This window comes from Nocardia mexicana NBRC 108244, from assembly GCF_001613165.1.
GTDB lineage: Bacteria > Actinomycetota > Actinomycetes > Mycobacteriales > Mycobacteriaceae > Nocardia > Nocardia mexicana.
Genome location: NZ_BDBV01000100.1, coordinates 16898 through 33836, shown reverse-complemented (window position 1 = coordinate 33836; position 16939 = coordinate 16898). Strand labels below are relative to the sequence as shown.

Annotated in this window: 9 protein-coding genes; 1 reads left to right on the top strand and 8 read right to left on the bottom strand. The window is 69.1% G+C overall.

Annotation, left to right across the window (positions count from 1 at the left end; translation table 11 throughout):
* Positions 1-702: 702 nt before the first annotated feature.
* Together NM1_RS33480 and NM1_RS33475 are read right to left on the bottom strand one after the other, a co-directional pair.
* Positions 703-1824, bottom strand: coding sequence for a hypothetical protein (locus NM1_RS33480; RefSeq protein WP_068029449.1), 1122 nt, complete (start codon positions 1822-1824; stop codon positions 703-705).
* 360 nt (positions 1825-2184) lie between these two features.
* Positions 2185-2763, bottom strand: coding sequence for a response regulator transcription factor (locus tag NM1_RS33475; RefSeq protein ID WP_169814363.1), 579 nt, complete (start codon positions 2761-2763; stop codon positions 2185-2187).
* Positions 2764-2974: 211 nt separating this feature from the next.
* Here NM1_RS33475 and NM1_RS33470 point away from each other — a divergent pair, with 211 nt between their 5' ends.
* Positions 2975-3832, top strand: coding sequence for a hypothetical protein (locus NM1_RS33470; protein ID WP_068029443.1), 858 nt, complete (start codon positions 2975-2977; stop codon positions 3830-3832).
* A 10-nt stretch (positions 3833-3842) separates the two neighbouring features.
* Here NM1_RS33470 and NM1_RS33465 read toward each other — a convergent pair whose 3' ends face one another.
* Genes NM1_RS33465 through NM1_RS33440 form a run of 6 tightly spaced genes read right to left on the bottom strand, consistent with a single transcriptional unit; the run spans position 3843 to position 16738 of the window.
* Positions 3843-5165 (bottom strand): cation:proton antiporter, encoded by a 1323-nt coding sequence (locus tag NM1_RS33465; RefSeq protein ID WP_068029440.1) that lies wholly within the window; start codon positions 5163-5165, stop codon positions 3843-3845.
* 6 nt (positions 5166-5171) lie between these two features.
* A complete protein-coding gene (locus NM1_RS33460) occupies positions 5172-6128 on the bottom strand; it encodes a UbiA prenyltransferase family protein (protein WP_068029437.1) in 957 nt (318 codons plus the stop codon).
* Complete coding sequence (locus tag NM1_RS33455; RefSeq protein ID WP_068029434.1) at positions 6125-8359, bottom strand: MMPL family transporter; 2235 nt, start codon at positions 8357-8359, stop codon at positions 6125-6127. Before NM1_RS33455 ends, NM1_RS33460 begins: the two co-directional genes overlap by 4 nt.
* Positions 8360-8379: 20 nt before the next feature.
* Positions 8380-9231 (bottom strand): MBL fold metallo-hydrolase, encoded by an 852-nt coding sequence (locus NM1_RS33450; protein ID WP_068029432.1) that lies wholly within the window; start codon positions 9229-9231, stop codon positions 8380-8382.
* Positions 9228-10913, bottom strand: coding sequence for a fatty acyl-AMP ligase (locus NM1_RS33445; RefSeq protein WP_068029428.1), 1686 nt, complete (start codon positions 10911-10913; stop codon positions 9228-9230). The genes NM1_RS33450 and NM1_RS33445 overlap by 4 nt, the downstream gene beginning before the upstream one ends.
* Positions 10910-16738 (bottom strand): aminotransferase class III-fold pyridoxal phosphate-dependent enzyme, encoded by a 5829-nt coding sequence (locus NM1_RS33440; protein ID WP_068029424.1) that lies wholly within the window; start codon positions 16736-16738, stop codon positions 10910-10912. The genes NM1_RS33445 and NM1_RS33440 overlap by 4 nt, the downstream gene beginning before the upstream one ends.
* Between the last annotated feature and the right edge of the window lie 201 nt (positions 16739-16939).

Here is a 16939-nt window from a genome sequence, read left to right as displayed (position 1 = left end):
CGTTAGCCGACTTCCCGCACGTCGCGACGGAGGCACGCGGGCCGACACACGCATTGCACCGATAATGCCGGTCCGTGCGACAGCACTGCGGTTAGATGCGTCTCGAGATGATGACCTATGACGCTCTTCATCATGCGATGCGGGACGGATCTGCGGACGCCCTGGCACAGGTGCTGCTCACCGAGATCGCCTGTGGGCGTCTGCATGCGCCCGCGCTTCGGCATCCGCTGGGATTCATCTGCATAAAGTTGGTCCGGGACGCGAATCGCGGTGCGTGCGTGCATGTCTGGGACAACGCATTTCCCCGGTCCGCACCGACGACCTCGGAGATTCATTCACACAGCTGGGACCTGCTGAGCCGCGTGCTCTATGGCTCGGTCCGAAACAACGTGTTCGAGGTCGCCGTCGCCGAGGCGGACGCGACCCATCGGGTCGCGGAAATTCACAGCAGAGGGCACGTCGACCGGATCAGTCCGACCGCGCGGGCGGTGACGGCGACCGAGGGGACATCGGAACTTCATCCGCACGGCGCAACATACAGGCTGGAAGCCGGTCGTTTTCACACCACCGTGGTCGAAGGCAGCGCCGCGACATTGGCCCTGGGCGAAGGAGTCCCCGGGCTGACCGATCTGTCGCTGATCGCATTGAGCGGTCCCACGCTGTCGACGCACACGGTCACCAGAGAATTGTGCGACCGATCGCTCACCCGACGGGTTGCTCGGCAGGTGTTGCAGCACCTCCGGGACGCCTCGTGCCCCGGTGGCGATCGGGTCGCGCATCATCGCCCGCACCACGCTGCGAACGATTCCTGTCGCGCAGAGCCTTCTCGATGATGGTCTCGACATCGTTGTCGGTATAGTCTTCGGGCAAGTCGAGCTCCAGGCATCGGAACAATCTTCTCGCCGCCTCGACGCAGGGTTCGGGTGTCAGCGAAATATCATGAGCCCTTTCCAGACGCACCCGCCTGCATTCGCTGAAGCTCGCACGCAACTCGATGTCCCAGGAGTGGTAGAAGGTTCTGCCCTTCTCGAAAATCATCGCCGGGAACCGAGGCCCCTGGTGTGTCACTATGAGGCAGCTCGAGGACAGATCGAATCGAAATATGGACACCGAAGACGTCAGCGCAATCTCGATATCGAGAATGTGGTCCCTCCGCTGCTTGTACCAGCAGGCCGCCAGTATGGTCGAGTAGAGCTCGATCTGAGTACCCCGGACATCCCAGGTGAGCGCGTCGTCGTCGGCTCCGTCGGCCAGGGAACGATAAAGGCGCGCATACCGTTTGCATGCCTCGATATCGGCGGGATCCAGAATCTCCATCCGCACATGCAATGACCTTCCCCGGTCGGCGGCCTGCTGGCAGCAGTCGGGCAGGGTCACAACGCGCGTGTGCGCGCCGGTGCCGCCCTTGAAGTACCAGTAATCGGTGTTCTTCCGTGCCTGCGCCAGCGCCTCGGTCAGCTCCGCACCCGCCGCGAACCGCACCTCCGCCAGGCCGTCGAGCGTCTGTTGCGTACTGGTCAGCAATCCGTCCATCGCGCTGACACGGTCGAATCTGTCGTTCAACCGATTCAAACTACCGGCGGTCTCGACAATGGCGTCGTGCATTACCCCCGCGGCCGTCTCCTGACGCCAGCGGTCACGCAACATCGCGAACGACACGACACCGAGAGTGAGCGGAATGACCTTGCTCACGAGGTCGGCGGGAATCAGGTCGACGATCCCCAGCACGCTCATGGTTACCGCGAGTACGAGGGCGACTGTGCCCTCCGCGTTGTTCTTGACCCACAGCAGGTCCGCGTGCACCTTCGCCGAAAACCGCCCCATCTGTTCTCACCTTCACGCCGGGCCGACGTTGCTGATTTCAGAATAGCCGCCGGACAGGTTGAAGTATCCAATCCCTTTCCGGCGCAATGGGTTACCGTCGCGCAGCGGGATTTTTCCACACCGGAATGGCAAACGCCGTGTAGCAACGGCCAATTCTGGCGGCGGCACACGCAAATGACCCGGCCCGACCGGAACTCGCTGTCACAAATCGGCCACCAGCCCATAACAGCAAACCATCGCGGCCCCTCCGGCCGCGCGGATACATTGAGTATCCGGGGCCGACCGCCCCGGCGAGCCCCACCTGAACCCCTTGCAGGTGGGGCTCGGTGCGTCGCGGCCTGCGCCGCACGCGGGCGTCGGCTACGGGAGGCCGGCTCGGACGGCTATGACCGCCGCCTGCATTCGGCTGGTGACCTCGAGTTTGCGGAGGATTCCGCTGACGTGCTCCTTGACGGTGTAGTTGCTGATGGACAGCTGGCGGCTCATCTCCTGGTTCGAACAGCCCTCCACCAGGAGTCGGAGAATCTCCAGTTCCCGGCGGGTCAGTGCGGTGAGGCGGCGCGACAGCTCCGCGGCGTGCGGCGGGTCGTCCGGTCCGCCGTACTGCGCGGCGGTGGTGATGACGCCGGACGCCAGGCATTGCAGCGCCCGGCCCACCGCCCCGGTGTCGAAGCTCATCGCGATCACGGCGTCGGCCAGCCCGCCCAGGTCCCGATCCGCATCACCGTTGTCCAGCACGGCGATCGGCGGCCGCGGCCGCAGCAGGCGCGCCTGCGCGACGAGCGTGCGGACCGCGTGATCGTGCCCGACCGCGGAGTCGATCAGGACCAGTTCCGGCCGGTAATCGGCGAGTTGCCCGAGCATTCTCCCGGCCGGGCCGCTGCCCGCGACGGCCAGCCCGCCGGTGCCCGCCACGATATCCGCCACCGTTTTGCGCACCGCCACGGACTGTGACACGAGCACCAATCGCTTCGCGGGCAACCCGCGCGCTGTAGCCGAATCTCCACGAGACACACCAGATCTCCTCGAGCGAGGATCGAAATGTGTTGCACTGCAGTAACATTCAACACTACTGGAGTTGTGCATCAGTCCCCCGTGCGGTAAAAATCATGCGAAACATTGTGTGGCCCAACGCAGAAAGGAGGCCCCGATGCCCACGCGCCGTGTCGCCGTCGTCGGGATCGACGGAGCAGGAAAATCGTCGGTGCTGGCCGAGCTGCGGCGGCAGGCCCCGGCCTCCGCGGCCGCGGTCCCGGTCACCTTCGCCGCACTGACCTGCCCGGATTTCCACGACACCCGCGATGTCCCGCTGGCGGACCTGTCGCGGGATATGCGCGCCTTCAGCGTCGGTTGTGACGAACTCGGCAGCCTCGAGCTCAAGGCCACCGCCATGTACCTGCAGATGACGCTGTTCGGTCCGGTGGAACGCCATATCCTCGACACCTTCGCGCCCGAGGTGCTCGTCTTCGAACGCCACCCGCTGATCGAGCTGCAGGTCTACGGCCCGCTGTACACCGCCCTCGCCCGGCCCGGCTGGGTCACAACGGAATTGGCGCAGGGCGCGGCCCGGGTGCTGGACCGGCACCGGCCCGGCGCCTTCGACGACATCCAGGCCTGGGTGCGCGCCGAAGCGCGACGACTCGGCACCGATACCGACGTGTGGACCCAGCTGACCGAGATCGGCGACATCCTCGGCCGCGGACTCGCCGACAATATCGCCGCGTTCTCCGCCCGGCTGCGCACCACCCTGCCCGACACCGTGCTGTGGCTGGACGCGCCGCCCGACCAGGCCGCGGCCCGCTGCGCCGCGCGGGCGGGCGACGGGCAGCGCGAAATGCACGAGACCGCGGAGCGGTTGACGGCCCTGCGGCACAGCTACCTGGCCACGCAGGAACTGTTCGCCCGCGAATACCCGGATATCGAATTCCATCGAATCGATACCGCGGACGAGGTCGACCTCGCCGAATCGGTCCGCGCCTGCGTCGCCGAGGGCAAGTTGTTCGAGTAGGCGACCGGAATCACGAAACAGCATGTGCCACCGCCCTTTCCGGTTCCTCCGTAGGCAACCACCCGCGCCGCAGCGCCAGCTGCAGCCACCACCCCGCCAGCAGTGAGGTGAGCACCGCGGCCAGAACCAGGGTGGTGAACAGCTTCTCGCTGACGATCCCGGCGTCGAGGGCGACGGTGGCCAGCACGATGCCGGGGCCGCCTCGGGCATTGAGCGCCACGGCGTAGTTGGCCGACTCCATCGCGCGGGCGCCGCCGATGCGCCCGCCGAAATAGCTGCCCGCGCCCTTCACCACCCAGGTCACGGCTATGAATCCGACGGTCAGCAACACGTCGAAGTGATGGATCAGATCCAGCTTCAGCCCGACCACCGCGAAGTAGAGCGGGATGAAGAACGCGGTCGCGAATCCGCGGATCGGCCCCTCGAACTCGGCCGCCCGCCGGTCGCGACCGACGGCCAGGCCGACCGCGAAAGTGCCCAGGATCGGGGTGATTCCGAGAAACAGGCACACGCACGCGGCGATCAGCACCAGTATCAGGACCCGGCCCACCGGCCCGAGCACCGAGGTCGATATCCGCCGCACCGCGGCCACCGCGGGATGCTCACGGACCGCGGGCATGCGCATCAGCAGCAGCCCGGCCGCGAGGCATCCCGCGGTGACGGCGAGGTCGAATACCGCTATGCCGACGTGTGATTCGATGCCGAACAGCGATACCGCCCCGAACGCCTCCGAGTCCCCGGCGTGCACCATCGCGACCGCCACGGCGATCACCACATTCAGCACGATGTCCTCGAGCACGGCGATCGAGATGACCGTCCGAGCGAATGCGGTGTCGAGTATCCGCAGGTCCAACAGGATCCGGGAGATGACGGGAATGCTGGCCACGGCCGCGGCCACCGCGATGATCAGGCTCAGCGCCGTGGGGTCGTGCGCGGGGCCCTGCAGCGGCGACAGGTCGATCACCCGGGTGGCGAGCAGTCCCGCGGCGAACGGCACGGCCAGTCCGGTGATCGCGATCGCCCCGATCACGCGGCGGTTCCCGCCGGTGAAGACGGTACGCATCTCGGCTCCGGCCAGGAACATCAGCAACAGCATGCCCAGCTGGTAGGTGACCTCGATCGCGGTGTGCACCGGCCCCTCTTCGGGAAACAACCACTGCGACAGGCCGGGCGCGAGCGCACCCAGCAGCGTCGGCCCGAGCAGCAGCCCGCCGAGAATCTCACCGATGACGGGCGGACATCGCAACCGGCCCAGCACCAGTGCCGAGATCTTCGCCGCGACGAGCAGCGCCGCCAGCGCCAGCAGGATCCGAAACAGCGTGTCGTCGGCCACTATCGGTTACCCCGTGACCCACAGCGTCACCGCGACCACGATCTGCGCGGTGAACGCCGACACCATCGCCCACGACGCGACCGTGCTGGCCGCGAACCGGTTCGGTTCGACGGCGAACCGCACGGCCGCGCCGAATGCGCCGATCGTGGTGAGCGCCAGGGCCAGATCCGCACCCCACGCGCCGTGCCCGAGGACGTGCAGCAGCACCGAGGCGAAGACGGCCGTCACCGCCGCCAGCACCACCAGCACGAGCACCGAACCGCGCAGGCCGAACGAGTGATTCCAGCGACCGGGCTTGGTGTAGTCGACCACCGTCGTGCGCAGGTCGTCCGGCGTGCGCGACTTGCGCCCGACCTCCACGGTCCAGGTGCCGAACCAGGCCATCACGGCCAGCCAGATCGCATGCGCACCGAGTGCGTGGTGCCCCGCACCGATCTGGGCCACCCAGATGGTCGCCAGCGGGGTCGCCGGAGCATGGGTCAGGGTCAGGACGACCCGGCGCGCCTCCAGATAGGAGCGAATGAAGAAGTACCGCAACATGAACAGCGACAGCACGAACAGCGCCAGCCACCACGCGGTGACCGGCCCGACGCCGCCGTCGACGGCGATCGAGACGGCCGTCGCCAGCAGTACGCACCCGATGCCGAGGTTCCGCAGCTGCGGCAGCGTCACCAGCCCGCGTTGCAGCACGCGCTCGGGATAGTGCACGTTGTCGTGCTCGAAGTCCTTGTGCTCGTCCATGATTCGCAGCATCAGATAGAACGCCACGAAGGCGGCGAAGCCCGCGATATCGGCCCATCCGACCGACATGCCGCGACCGCCGAGCACCTTGCCGACCAGCAGGCTCGACGCGTAGAGCGGGAACAGCACCGCCGGCTGCCAGGCCGGGAAGCGCTCGTTGAGGAAGGCGGCCAGCCGGAACGCGTACGGCGACCGCGGGGACAGGTCGGTGGTCGTGGTCATGATCTCACTCCGGCAAGCTCGGTCTCGGTTTCGGATTCGGTCAGCCCGATCCGTTTGTGCAAGGCCGCCAACGGTTTCGGCGACCACCAGTTGGCGCGGCTCATCAACCGCATCAGCGCGGGAACGAGCAGCAGGCGGATGATGGTGGCGTCGCTGATCACGGCCAGCGCCAGCCCGATGGCGAACAGTTTGGTCGACACCACCGACGAGGTCGCCAGGCACAGGAAGACGATCGCCATCAATCCCGCTGCGGCCGTGAAGATCCGGCCCGTGCGGGCCACGCCCATGGCGACCGAGTGCACGGTCGACCGCTCCTCGGGCGGCGCGGCCAGCCACTCCTCGCGGATGCGCGACAGCAGGAACACCTCGTAGTCCATGGACATGCCGAAGGCGACGCAGAACATCAGGATCGGGACGGCCATGTTGAGGTATCCGGCGCCGGTGAAGTCCAGCAGCCCCGACAGGTGCCCGTCCTGGAAGATCCACACCATGGCGCCGAAGGTGGCGGCCAGCGAGAACATGTTGAGCACCAGCGCCTTGAACGGCAGCACGACGCTGCCGGTGAACAGGAACAGCACGATCAGGGTGCTGAGCCCGATGATCGCCGCGGCCCACGGCAGGCGGGAGGCCAGCGCCTGCCCGGCGTCGTCGTTGGTGGCGGCGGCGCCGCCGAACAGGGCCTGTCCCGGCGCCGGGACGGCCCGTAGATCCGAAAGCTGTTGCGCGCCTTCCCTCGAGTACGGGTCGATACTCGACGACACCGAAACGTAGGTGCCATCCGGACCGCTCATCTCACCCGGTGGCGCCGCCGTGCGGTTGCCTCCCATGTAGATGCCCTCGCTCGACAGCACCACCGGTACGCCATCGACCGCCGACAGCTCCTTCGCGTACTCCCCCAACGCCGCTCGGTCGCCCTGGTAGCCGGGCAGCGCAATGGTGACCGTCGCCGCGTAGTTGGCCCTGAAGTCGTCGCGCAGTGCGTCACCGACCTGGCGGCTGTCGACGCGGTCGGGCAGCGCGCGGTCGTCGGGATACCCGAAGTTCACGCTCAGGAACGGCGCGGCCAACAGCAGCAGCACCACTACCGACCCCAGCGAGACCGCGATCGGGTGCCGCATCGTCGCGACGACGCTGCGGTACCACCGGCTGTCCTGCGGTGCCACCGACTTCGGTGCGCGCCCGAACAGCCGCAGCAGCGGAACCCGCAGATCCCAGGCGTTCACCCGGCTGCCGAGCAGCATCAGCGCGGCGGGCAGGATCACCAGCGCCGCCGCGGCGGCCGTCAACACCACCGAGATTCCGGCGTAGGCAAAGGATTTGAAGAAGAACGGCTGGAAGACCAGCAGGCCCGCCAGCGATACGATGACCGTCAGCGCCGAGTACGCGACCGTGCGACCGGCGGTCTGGATCGCACGCACGGTCGCCGCCCGAGTATCCAGGCCGCGGGCGGTCTCCTCGCGGAACCGGCTGACTATGAACAGGCTGTAGTCGATGGCCAGGGCCAGCCCCAGCGCGCTGGCCATATTCATCGCGAAGATGGAGACGTCGGTCAGCAGCGTGCAGATCTTCAGAATCCCCAGTGTCGCCACGATGGAGAACAATCCGATCGCCACCGGCAGCAGTGCGGCGATCACGCTGCCGAACACGAGCACCAGGGCCAGACCCGACAGCGGCACGGCGATCGCCTCGGCGGCGATCAGGTCCTCCGCCGACTTGTGGTTGATGTCGTAGGTCGACACCGCCAGGCCGCCCGCGCGCACCGAGACGCCGTCGCTGCTGCCCGAGATCGCCTCGGAGATCTTGCCCGCCGCGTCCTGGGCGGTGCTGTCGTCACCGGACAGGCTCGCCAGGATCAGCGCGCTCTTGCCGTCCTTGCTGCGCATCCCCAGCTGCAGATCCGGTCGCACCTCCCAGTACGACTGGGTGCCCACCACCTCGTCGAATCCCTGCAGCTGCTGGACAACTCGCTGTCCGGTCGCCTCCGCGGCCTTGTTGCCGACGATCCCGGCGTCGCTGTGCACCTGCACGATGTAGTTGGGGTTGCCCCCGGGGAAGTGGTCGATCATGAACTGGTTGGCCTGCGTCGACTCCATCTCGGGGGTGACGAAGCCGCCGGAACGCAGGTCCTTCTGCACGGTGCCGCCGAAGGCCCCGCACAGCACCACGATTCCGAGCGCTGCCAGCAGCACGACCCGCGGCCATCCGGTGGCGAGCCGTGCGATCGAATGCATCGTTGTAATTCCTTTCGGCGTCACCGTGCGGCGGCCAGGGCGGCCGCACGGGCGAAATCGACGGCGCAGTGGGCGGAGAAGACGGTGACCTCCGCACCGTGGTCGCGGGCCAGTTCGCGCAGGCGCAGGCGGTTGGCGGCGCGGGCACCGCGGTCGTGCACGGTGAAGTACTCGTGGAAAAACGCCATCGCCGGTCCGGCGCCCGGCCGCCCCGGGTGCACCTCCCCACCGGCGTCGTAGGCATCACCGGCGTGCAGCAGCCAGTGCCCACCGAGATCTATTGCCACACCGGCATGTCCGCGACTGTGCCCCGGCAGCGGAATCAGCAGGATCTCCGGCGGCAGCCCGTCCAGATCGCGGACCGCGCCGAAACCGTAGAACTCCGTGCCCGTTTCGGCATAGGCCCGCCAGCGCGGGCCGTGCCGAATCTGAACGCGCCGGTACCGCAGCATTTCCGCCGCCGTCTCGGGACGGCGCATCGCGGCCAGCTCGGTCGCGTACACGTGCACGGTGGCCTCGGGGAAGTCGGCGAGCCCTCCGGCGTGGTCGGCGTCGAGGTGGGTGACGATGACATGGCGGACGTCGGCGGGGTCGTAGCCGAGTTCCCGCACCTGGTGCGCGGCGGTGCGTGCCAGCGACAGATCGGGATTCCCGGCGGCGATGAATCCCTTTCCCACCCATTCGTTTCCGCGGTCGTGCGCCCGGGTGCCGAATCCGGTGTCGACCAGTATCAGCGTCTCATCGGTCTCGATCAGCAGGCAGTGGCAGACCAGGTGGGCGTGCAGCCGCAGGCCGAACCGGCCGTCCATCAGCCAGCCGCCCAGCGGGTGCATATTGCCGCAGTCGAGGTGATGGACGCGAGTGACGGTCATGATTCGGCCCCTAAAAACAGCTGTCGGGTGCGCGATCGCTGCACCTTGCCGCTGGTGGTCTTCGGAATGCTGTGGCGCGGCACCAGCCGGACCCCGGCCGCGAACACCCCGGTCCGGTGGCTGATGGTGGATCGGATCGCGTACCCGAGCCGCTCGTGCTCGCCGCCGTCGGCATCGGTCTCCACCACCAGGTGCAGCGATTCCGAATCTTCGTGGGCCGCACGGTGTCCCACGGCCACCACGCCGCCGGGACGCACGCCGGGCACCGCTTCGACAATCGACTCGAAGTCGGTCGGGAAGTAGTTGGCGCCGCGGATGATGATCATGTCCTTGCTGCGGCCGGTGATCCGCAGGCGGCCGTCGCGGAGGTAGCCCATATCGCCGGTGCGCCACCAGCCGTCGCCGGTCACCGCCGCGGCCGTCTCCTCCGGGAGGTCGAAGTATCCGGCGGTGCGGCCGGGCCCGCGGAAGTGGACGTGACCGACCGTCCCGTCGGCGACCGGCCGATCGTCGTCGCCGACGATCCGAATCCCGGTGCCGGGCATGGGAATTCCACAGTGGGTGACCGGCATGCCGTCGGCATCGGACTCGGCGACGTCCGATGCCTCACCCCGCGCCGAGAGCGCGTCGCGCGCCACCGTGTCGTGGCGCAGTCCGGCGCCGGGGCGCTCCGCGGCGACGGCCAGGGTGGCCTCGGCCATGCCGTAGCTGTTCATGACGCTCCGCGCGGGCAGGCCCCACTCGGCGAAACGGTCGGTGAAGCGCCGCACCGTCTCCGGGCGTACGGGCTCGCCGCCGCAGAACAGCATGCGCAGCGACGACAGGTCGACACCCTCCAGGTCGGTGTCGCGGATGCGTGCCGCGCAGTAGCCGAGCGCGAAATTCGGTGCGGAGGTCATGGTTCCGCGGTGGGTGGTGAGCAGGCGCAGCCATTCGGCGGGCGCGCGCAGGAAGCGGTCCGGCGGCATCAGGACGGTCGGTGTTCCGGCGTAGATCGGCACGCCGGTGCCGCAGACCAGGCCGAAGTCGTGATACAGCGGCAACCAGCTGACGAAGGTGTCCGCCGCGCCCCATGCGGTGAAGCGAACGATCTGCTCGCAGTTGGCGGCCAGGTTGGCATGCGAGATCATCACGCCCTTCGGCGTTCCGGTGGAACCCGAGGTGCACTGGATGAACGCGATGGACTCCGGATCGGGGTGCCGCACAGGCATCTCCGGGGCCGTCGCCGCCGTGGCGCGCGCGTGGAGCGCGGCGCCCTCCAGCAGCGCTGCGCCCGTGGCGGATTCGGCGAGCCCCGCGACGACGTCGGCGGTGCTCACGATCGCCGCGGGCCGCAGATAGGCGAGCAGTGCGCCGAATTTCTCGGTGAAACCGGCCTTTCCGCCGAGCCCGCCGGGTGTGGCGGTCGCGACCGGGATCGCGCCGAGCAGCTGTGCGCCGAGGAACGCCGTGACGAACTCCGGCCCGGTCGGCAACGCGATCAGCACCCGATCGCCCGCGCTCGCACCCGATTCGGCCAGCGCGGCCGCCGCACGAGACGCGTTGTGCACCAGCGCCTCATACGACAGCGCCACCGGTTCCGACCGGCCTCCGGCGAGCGTGATCGCGGTGTCGTCCGGGCGGCCGTCGGCATGCGCCAGCAGCGCCGCGAGGACACTCGGAAAACGGGGTTCGATGCTCACTGTTCACGCTCCCGCAGTTCGTCCAGCAGCCGGGCGGTGATCTCGTCCGGCGGCAGCGTGCCGTCCACAGGCAGCCACGGCAGCTCGTCGGCGAGCGTCGCCAGGATCTCGTGGCTGCGTTCCTGGAAGGAGACGAAGTCGACGTCGTCGCCGTAGCCGCTCTCGTAGTCGCTGCGATCGTCCTTGCGCGCCAGCGCCTCCTCCGGCGAGATCCGCAGGTAGAAGGTGTGATCAGGCTCCGGGAAACCCGCGGCCAGGGCGCGCAGCACCGCGGGATCGCCGCCGTGGGCGACCTCGGTGGCGAAGTACTTGTACCAGTAGGCGTCCATCAGCAGGATGTCGCCGCCCTTGGCGACGGCCAGATCCAGCGCCAGATGCAGGGCGTGGAACAGGAAGTGGGTGCGCGCCCACGGCGACAGCACGCGCAGGTACCGGTACACATCGCCGCGATCCCGGAACCGCTGCACCGCAGCGACTTCCGAGGCCTCCAGGGCATCCCAGATCGCCACCTCGGCGACGGTCGCCCCCTGCTCCTCGAACGCGGACCGCAGCCGGGCGATCTGCGTGGACTTACCGGCGCCGTCCAGGCCCACGACGCAGATCATGCGCTTGCCCGCACTCAACGGTTGCGGTGCGGGGATGTCGGGTCGGGTCGACCCCGCCGGATCCGCTCCCGGATCGAGGATCTCGACGGTGCCGCGCCCGCCGTCGACGCGGATACGCTGGCCCGAACGGATCCGGGAGGTCGCGTCCGGCACGTTCAGCACGGCCGGAATGCCGTACTCACGGCCGATCACCGCCGCATGCGACAGGATTCCGCCCACCTCCGTGACAACGCCCGACACCAAACCCAGCACCGGCGTCCAGCCCGGATCGGTGACCGGAGTGACCAGGATGTCACCCTGTCGCAACTCATCGATTCCCCGTAGTGACAACACGACTCGGGCGGTGCCCTCGACGACGCCGGAACTGCAGCCGACGCCGGTGATCTCGCCGCCGTCACCGGGCGCCGCGGTGGTGGTGACGCCGGATCCCAGTTCGTGCGGCGGCGTGAGTGCGCGATAGCCGCGGTACATCGCGCGCCGGTAGGCGAGATCGGCAGCGAGACCGGCGAGCTCGGAACGCCCGCGCGCCACCTCCACCAGTTCCGGCATCTGCAGCATGAAGACCTCGTCGGCGTCCGCGAGCCGCCCGTCGGCCGCCAGCCGCCTACCCGCCTCGACCAGGTAGGCCCGCACCACGGCGTAGCACTGGGCCGAGAACTCCCGCATGCGCTCCCGGTCGACCAGATACCGCCGCACGAGCGTGAGCTGCTTGTCGAGCGCCTTGCCGAACCGGATCCGGGTCGACGCGCTCCCCCGCACCCGCTCGCGCAGCGCCGCCACCGCGGCCTCGTAACGACGGCTCTGTTCGGCGGCGCCCGCCTCCGGGTCGGCCGGCGGCGTTCCGGCGGCCAGCATCGAGGCGATCATCGACCGCACCCGCTCCGGATCCTCGGACCAGCGCGGGCAGGTCAGCTCCAGCTCGACATCGGCGTGAAAGCCCTGGGCCGCAAGGAACTTCGCGAGGGTGCGATCCCACTCGGGAGTGTCCAGGCCCGCCGTGTCCGCCACCCGGTACAACTGGACGATGCCGCGCTGCAGCGCCATGTGGCTCACCTCGGTGAGTCCGGACATCAGGTCGATGACGGAGGTGGTGGCGCCGGTGGCGGCGTCGATCTTGCCGAGCAGCGTCTTGAAATCGCCCTGTACCAGCGTGTTGTGGTAAATCGTCGCGAAGTAGGTGCGCTCGGTGTCGGCGTGGAACTCCGAAAGGCATTCGGCCAGTTGCGGGAAGAACTCGGTGTCCGGGATGTCCCGCAGTGCCGCGACGCGATCCTGCCAGCGCCGGTAGCGCCCCGGCCACTCCGTGGCGAACGTCGCCACGGTGGCCGATTGGCGCTTCACGCTTCTCGGAAACGCCACGGCCGTGGGCAGCGCCCGGGCGAGGGTGCCCGGCGTGCTCGGTGTCGTATCCGGACCCGCAGCGCCGTACTCCTTGGTGACGCCCAGATCGCGATCGAAGTCACGCTCGTCGAACCCGGGAACCTTTGCCAGGCAGCGCTTGACGGCATCCACATTCCAGTAGGGACGGCCGTAGAACGACGAGATCCATTCGGGGACCTCGCCTTCGGGCTGCAACCGCAACGTCGTGAAGAAGTCCTGCATATTCGACTGAAAGGCGTTGCGGTACAGCGAGTACATCATCGGCGTGCACACCCGCGCGGAGACGCCGCCGTCGCGGAAGTCGGCGTCGGTGTACTGTTCGACGTCCTCGCGCCAGGAGATCGCGGTGATCGCGCGGGACTGCAGCAGCCACAGTTCGCCCGCCTCGTCGATCGCCCACTCCACATCCTGGGGGCGGCCCCGCTCGGCCTGCACGTCGAGCAGCAGCCGGGCCAGCGCCGCAGCCTCCTCGGCGTCGCACGCGACGGGCCCCGATCCCTCCGTCCGGTCCAGGACCGCGCCGTCACGCAGTCGCAGCCGCAACCGCAGCGGATTCACCTGCCCGGAGACCAGCCGTTCCCCCAGTCCCGCACAGCATTCCACGACGGCGTCGTCCTCGATCCCGGTGAGCGGGTCGATGGTGAATCCGACACCGGCGGTGCGCGCGTGCACCTGGCGCTGCACCAGGACCGACACCGCCGCGCGCGCCGGATCCAGCCCGGCCCGCCGCAGGTAGCTCGTCACCCGGTCGTTGTGCGCCGAATCGCGGCAGTCGCCGATGCGCTGCCGCAGCGTCGCCATGTCGGCGACCTCGAGATAGGTGTCGTACTGGCCCGCGAAGCTGGCGTCGTCGAGGTCCTCCAGAACCCCGCTGGAGCGGACCGCCACAGGGAAGCCGCCGAGCCGGTCGATCCAGTCGGCGAGGGCGGCGTCGTCGTGCTCGGCGAGGTCGAGTTCGGGGGCGACCACGAAGCCGGGCGGCACCGGGAATCCGGCGGCGCGCAGTTCGTGCAGTGTGGCCGCCTTGGCGCCGGCGACGGCCGGATCGAAGTCCGGATCGCCGAGAAAGCGGGGCAGGACGGGTATCACGGTGGGCTCTCCTGAGGTTGCGAGGCGGACGGGCTGGAACCGGTGCCGGGCCGCCAATGCCCCGGCGGCATACACTCCCGCCACCGTCAGCGCGCCGAAAGACATGCTGTCGGTGTCGGATTCGAATCCGAGCAAAATCGTTTCGGCCATGCAGGCGTAGACCAGGCCGGGCGCCAGATCGATACCGGCGAACCGCGGGGCGGGCCGGTGCGGAAGCCGAATCCGGCCGCCGGATACGACGGCGACATTCGGCATCTCCGCCACCGCGGCGTCCACGTCGCCGGGCACCGCCAGGTCGTACACGAGCACGGGATGGCCCCCGGCCAGGACCTCGGGGGTGAGAATCGGTGTGGCGGAATTGCTCGCGGTCACCACGACCCGGCACGAGCGCAGCGCCTCGAGGCTTTCGTCGATCACGATTTCGGGGCCGGAGAGCCGGTCCGCAAAGCGCCGCAGCCGCCCCGCCGAGCCCGGACGTCCGGTCAGCACCAGGCAATCGGCATGCGGCGCAAGCATTTCCGCCAGCACCGCGCCGATATTGCCGAGGGCGCCGACCACACCGACACGGCGTTCGCCCGGGGGCAGCGCGGCGAGTTCGGCGCGCAGGGTCTCGTAGGCACACGCGGCGGTGAGCGAATTTCCGGAGGTGACCCGCACCCGGTCCTCCACCACATCGCGTGCCGCGTCGGTGACGATCGAGGTGTATCCGCCCAGCCCGACGACCGAAGCTCCCGCGGCGACGGCATATTCGACCGCGTCGAGCACCAGGCCGCGCAGCCAGGCGCCGTGACCCGCCCGCCGGGCCTCGACCACCTGGGTCGCCGACACCGGCACCGCGATCACGCTCACCTCGACCTCGCCGTGGCCCGGCGAGGTCAGCACACGGCGCGCCACCTCGAACGGTGCGACCTCCCCGCGCAGCCGGTCCAGCGCCGCGGCACACTGCTCGTCGGACCAGGCGGACAGTTCCGGCGCCAGCGACCGCACGGTTCCCGGATGATCGAGGTTGGCCAGGAACGCCACCCGCCGACGGCCGCCGAATGCCGACGACGCGGGAGCGGTCACCCGCCTGTGTGAACCATCTTCCGACATACCGGAATCCGCTCCGGGCGGCGATGCGTTCGAGCCGACACGCGTGCCTCCCAGACGGGGTCGCGCAGCACTGCCCGCGTCGACGGGTGGGCGCCATGTTCCGGTGCGAGGCAACGTCACGTGTTCGAGCAGGGTCGCGTAGTCGCCGCGGGACAACAACTCCGCGATCTCATCGACGGCGGACGCCGTGCGCTCGCAGTCGTCTTCGCTCAGGTATATCGAGGGCTGCAGGCGCAGGGTGTTCGGTGCGGACAGTGTCGGGAGCACGCGGATGCCGTGCGTGTGCAGCATGCGGCCCGCGATGACGTAGCCGAGCCGGTCGGCGTGCAAGAACTCCCGGAGAAGGTTCGATTCCGGTTGTGGCACAGCGAATTCCACGCCGAGCAGCAGGCCGCGCCCCCGCACCTCGGTGATCACTCCCGGTCGGCGGGCGGCCACCTCGAGCAGGCGCTCGCGCAGCCGCTCCCCGGTCTCGGTGATGCGGTGCCGCTCGGCGCGATACAGCGCCAGCGCCGCCAGCGCGATGCGCGCGGAATGATCGTCGTCGCCGAAGGTGCCGGTGTGATAGCGGCCGAAGTCGTCGAGATAGTGCGTCGCGGACACCAGGAGCGCCGAGATCTTCGCCAGTCCGCCGCCCAGTGACTTCGAGAGCAGATAGTAGTCGGCCCGCACCCCACCGGCCTCCGAGGCGAAGAACGTTCCGGTGCGGCCCATTCCGCACTGGATCTCGTCGAACACCAGCGCCGCGCCGTGGCGGTCGGCCAGCTCGCGCAGGGCGCCGAGGGTGGCGGCCGGAACCTCGCGCACCCCGCCCTCGCCCTGTACGGGCTCGGCGAAACACGCCGCCACCGAGGAGACGGTGAGCTCCCGGGCTCGCGGGCTGCCGTCGGCGGCGAACTCGATCGTGGACAACGTCACCAGTTCGTCGTCGAGTTCGGACCGCAGCGCTTCCGGATCCGCTGTGCGCAACCGGATTCGGCGCGGCCCGCGCACCTGCAGCGCCGCGGGCACGTCACCGCTGTCGGTGAGGATGCCCGCGGCGGCCGTCTTGCCGTGGAAGGCGCCGGGCAGCGAGGCGAATACCGGCTCGGCCGTGCGCATCTCGGCAATCCCGGCGATCGACTCGGTCAGGACCTGCGCACAGGATCGAGTCGTGCCGTCCGGCAGGGGAACTCGCGTTCCGGCCATACCGTCGCGGCGGGCGCGGCGCAGTGCTCGCTGCAGATCGGTGAGGGTGTGATCCAGGCGGCGGCGCCACTGTGCGGCGGCGTGTTTGACCGCCGCCTCCACGGCCTCGGCGCCGGTGCTGCCCAGGGTGACGACATACTCGGTCCCCGTGGACTCCGCTGCCAGCGCGCCCAATTCGCGGGCCAGCTCCGCCGCGCCGGTGCGGACGCTGCCCTGCACATTGAACGGCGTGCCCTCGGCCAGCATGCGTGTCGCGACCGCTACCAGTTCCGGATGATTGTGCCCGAACAGGCCCGCGCCGAAACCGCCCACCAGATCGAGTACCCGCGGGTGACGTCCGGCCAGCTCCGGACCGGGGGTCAGGTGGTCGCCCGCGGCGCCCGTGTAGGCGACGTCCAGATTGAGGGCGCCCAGCAGCCTGGCCAGTGCCGGGCGGGTGTGGACGGCGAATGCGTCGTGTGGAGATGTCACGCGGGAAAGGACCTTTGGCTCGGATGAGGCGGCCCGGCGCGGGAACAACAGGGCGCCGCACGGTGGTGCGGGACCGCGGGTTCCGCCCGTCCCCCGGTATGCACCGGGACGACGAGACGAGGGCCGGGAAGACGAGAGGAGACCGGTGGGAGGAAAGGCGGACCACGGCCACGGTGCCGTGGGATCCGCGCCCGGACGGTG